This is a genomic window from Cellvibrio sp., assembly GCF_053579595.1.
Genome location: NZ_JBRFPI010000468.1, coordinates 1 through 3,144, shown reverse-complemented (window position 1 = coordinate 3,144; position 3,144 = coordinate 1). Strand labels below are relative to the sequence as shown.

At 48.3% G+C, this 3,144-nt stretch carries 3 protein-coding genes; 1 reads left to right on the top strand and 2 read right to left on the bottom strand.

Features of this window, described 5'->3' with window-relative positions; genetic code table 11:
• A partial coding sequence (locus ACWA6V_RS19830) for a 4Fe-4S dicluster domain-containing protein (protein WP_449524110.1) occupies positions 1–1,628 on the bottom strand: 1,628 nt, incomplete at its 3' end.
• 7 nt (positions 1,629–1,635) lie between these two features.
• A complete protein-coding gene (locus tag ACWA6V_RS19825; RefSeq protein WP_449524109.1) occupies positions 1,636–2,574 on the bottom strand; it encodes a LysR family transcriptional regulator in 939 nt (312 codons plus the stop codon).
• 107 nt (positions 2,575–2,681) lie between these two features.
• Between ACWA6V_RS19825 and ACWA6V_RS19820 the strand changes: the two genes are divergently transcribed.
• Positions 2,682–3,144, top strand: a 463-nt coding sequence (locus tag ACWA6V_RS19820; protein ID WP_449524108.1) for an electron transfer flavoprotein subunit beta/FixA family protein, incomplete at its 3' end; no start/stop codon positions are given.

Below are 3,144 nucleotides of genomic sequence, written 5' to 3'. Positions count from 1 at the left end.
CTACCACCCTGCGGCGTAATCCAGGTAATATTTTGCTTTGGATCTTTAGTGTCACAGACCTTGCAGTGGATGCAATTAACTGCATTGATTTGCAAACGCGGTGCATTGTCTTTTACGATAATTTCATAGACACCAGCCGGACAATAGCGCTGTTCGGGCGCGGCATAAAGTGCGAGATTAGTAGTAATTGGAATTTCCGCATCCGCCAATTGCAAATGAACTGGTTGATCTTCCTCGTGTTGGATATTGGCTAAATAAATTGATGCCAAACGATCAAAGGTGATTTTCCCATCTGGCGCAGGGTAATTAATAGGCTGTGCATCTTTCGCCTCGACCAATGTTTCGTGATCGGCGTATTTGTGATTTAGCGTCCATGGCACGTTTATGCCGAGTGAATGTAACCACATATCCACACCGCCGTACAAAGTACCCCCGATATTCCCCCAGGCTGATAGCGCCGGTTTGATATTGCGCACCTTGTATAAATCTTTCCACAGCCATGAAGAGCGAATTTTTTCCGGGTAGGCTTTTAGTAACGGCTCGCGGTGATCCTGCGCCAATTCGGCAACAATAGCCTCCGCTGCGAGCATGCCGGATTTCATCGCATTGTGAGAGCCTTTAATTTTCGGAACATTGACAAAACCTGCTGAACAACCAATCAGCGCGCCGCCAGGGAAAATTAATTCTGGTAGCGACTGCACACCCCCTTCATTAATGGTGCGCGCGCCATAAGAAAGTCGTTTGGCATTTTGTAATAGCGGTTTAATGGCCGGATGGGTTTTAAAACGTTGGAATTCCTCAAAGGGATTTAAATAAGGATTTCGGTAATTCAAATGCACCACAAAACCAAGCGCAATTTTATTGTCAGCCAGGTGATACAAAAATCCGCCACCACCGGTGTGATTATCCAGCGGCCAACCCTGTGTATGCAGCACTGCACCTTCAGAGTGATGGCTCGGATCAATACTCCAGATTTCTTTAAACCCTAAGCCGTATTTTTGCGGCTCGGCATTCGCGCGCAAATTAAATTTTTGCTCCAGCGATTTTGCGAGTGATCCCCGTGTACCTTCTGCAATCAAGGTGTAACGCGCATGCAATTCGATACCGGCAGAGAAAGTATTTTTATGGCTGCCATCGCGTGCAACGCCCATGTCGCCGGTGATGATGCCGCTAACACTGCCGTCATCACCGTAAAAAATTTCGCTGCCGTTAAAACCGGGAAATAAATCTACGCCTAGTTGTTCCGCCTGAGTCGCCAGCCAGCGGCAGACTTGTCCAAGGCTTACAATATAATTTCCGTGATTATTCATTAGTGGCGGTAAGAGCGCAGCGGGAATTTTGTAATGGTTATTTTCAGTCAGCCATAGGAATTGGTCCTGTTTCACCTCTGTTGTGATAGGCGCGCCTTTGTTTTTCCAATCGGGAATTAATTCATTTAAGGCGATGGGATCAATCACAGCGCCCGATAAAATCTGTGCACCCACTTCCGAACCTTTTTCCAAAACGCAAACGCTCAACTCGCGCTCTTGTTCAGCAGAGAGTTGTTTCAAACGAATTGCCGCGGCAAGGCCTGCAGGGCCAGCACCGACAATCACTACGTCATATTGCATTTGATCGCGCTGTGTCATAACAAATTTAAACCGTAGGAGTGATAGTGGCGGTAAGTCGTATTTCGTCACTGCGTTTAATATTAGCGGTGAGCGTGCGGCAATAATCGAGGAAAGCAATCATCGCGGGTGTTTGGTAACGGTTTTTATGCCATACAAACATAAACTGGCGACGTAAATCCAACATGGGCGTTTTTATTTCTACCAAACTGCCGCGCTTGAATGCATCGCGCACGGCCAAGCGTGAAATGCAGCCGATACCCAAGCCGGATTCTACCGCGCGTTTAATTGCTTCAGTGTGCTCTAGTTCAAGTCGAATTTTTAATTCCGGTAAGTGATGGCGCAATGCTTGGTCAAAGGTTTCGCGTGTACCCGATCCCTGCTCGCGCAATATCCAGGTTGCTGCTAACAGCTCATCTATTGTTGCCGCAGTTTTAGTGGCGAGCGGATGGGAAGGCGCGCAGAACACCACCAGTTCATCGTCAATCCAGCTTTCTGCTTGCAGCTCCGGATGATGGCAACTGCCTTCAATTAATCCCAAATCCAATTCATAACCTGCAACCTGCTGCAAAATTGCTTGGGTATTTTTTACCTGCAGGGCGATATGGCAATCCAAATGATTTTGCATAAATTCGCTGATGATCAAGATCGCCAAATAATTACCGATGGTGAGCGTCGCCCCGACACTCAAATCGCCCAGTGCCGATTTCCCCTCCAGCAATTGCTGAATTTCACCTGCCTGCGTAAGCAGGCTGCTCGCGACCGGCAGCAGGGTTTTACCCAAGGCGTTGAGCTTTAACAGCTTGCCATTACGGTCAAACAGCTGGCAGTCAAACTGCCGTTCCAGCTCAGCCAGCGCGGTACTGGCAGCGGATTGGGACAGGGCAACCTCTTCAGCAGCGCGGGAAACATTACCCGTGCGCGCGATGGCCACAAAAATTTCCAGCTGGCGCAGTGTATATCTCATATCGATTTACCAGATATATAAAATATGAATTATCAATTTAACAAATATGCTAGCGCGAAATAGAATGGACATCAACCAGCATTTGCTGACTTTGATGGAGACTCGCAGTGAAAGTACTAGTCGCAGTTAAACATGCCATTGATTACAACGTAAAACCCAATATCAACGCCGAAACCGGGCAGGTAGAGCTTGCCCAGGTAAAAAAGGCAATCAACCCGTTTGATGAGATCTCATTAGAGGAAGCCATACGTTTAAAAGAGCGCGGGCAGGTGACTGAGATCATTGCGGTATCAATTGGCGGTGCTGACGCTAAAGACAGCTTGCGCCATGCCTACGCCTTGGGGGCAGATCGTGCACTTCTGATTGAAACCGACGCGGCACTCCAGCCGCTGGCGGTAGCCAAGCTATTAAAGGCGATAGTTGTACGCGAGCAACCGCAACTTATCTTTCTGGGTAAACAAGCGGTTGGTGAAGATTACGGCCAAACCGGGCAAATGCTTGCGGCGTTACTCGGTGTAGGTGTCGGGACTTTTGCTTCGGCAATTCAACTCAATGGCGATCAAGTCGTCG

What these genes read in the sequence shown, in the direction of transcription:
- ACWA6V_RS19825 (WP_449524109.1), bottom strand. Translation starts at nt 2,574, where the DNA reads ATGAGATATACACTGCGCCAGCTGGAAATTTTTGTGGCCATCGCGCGC.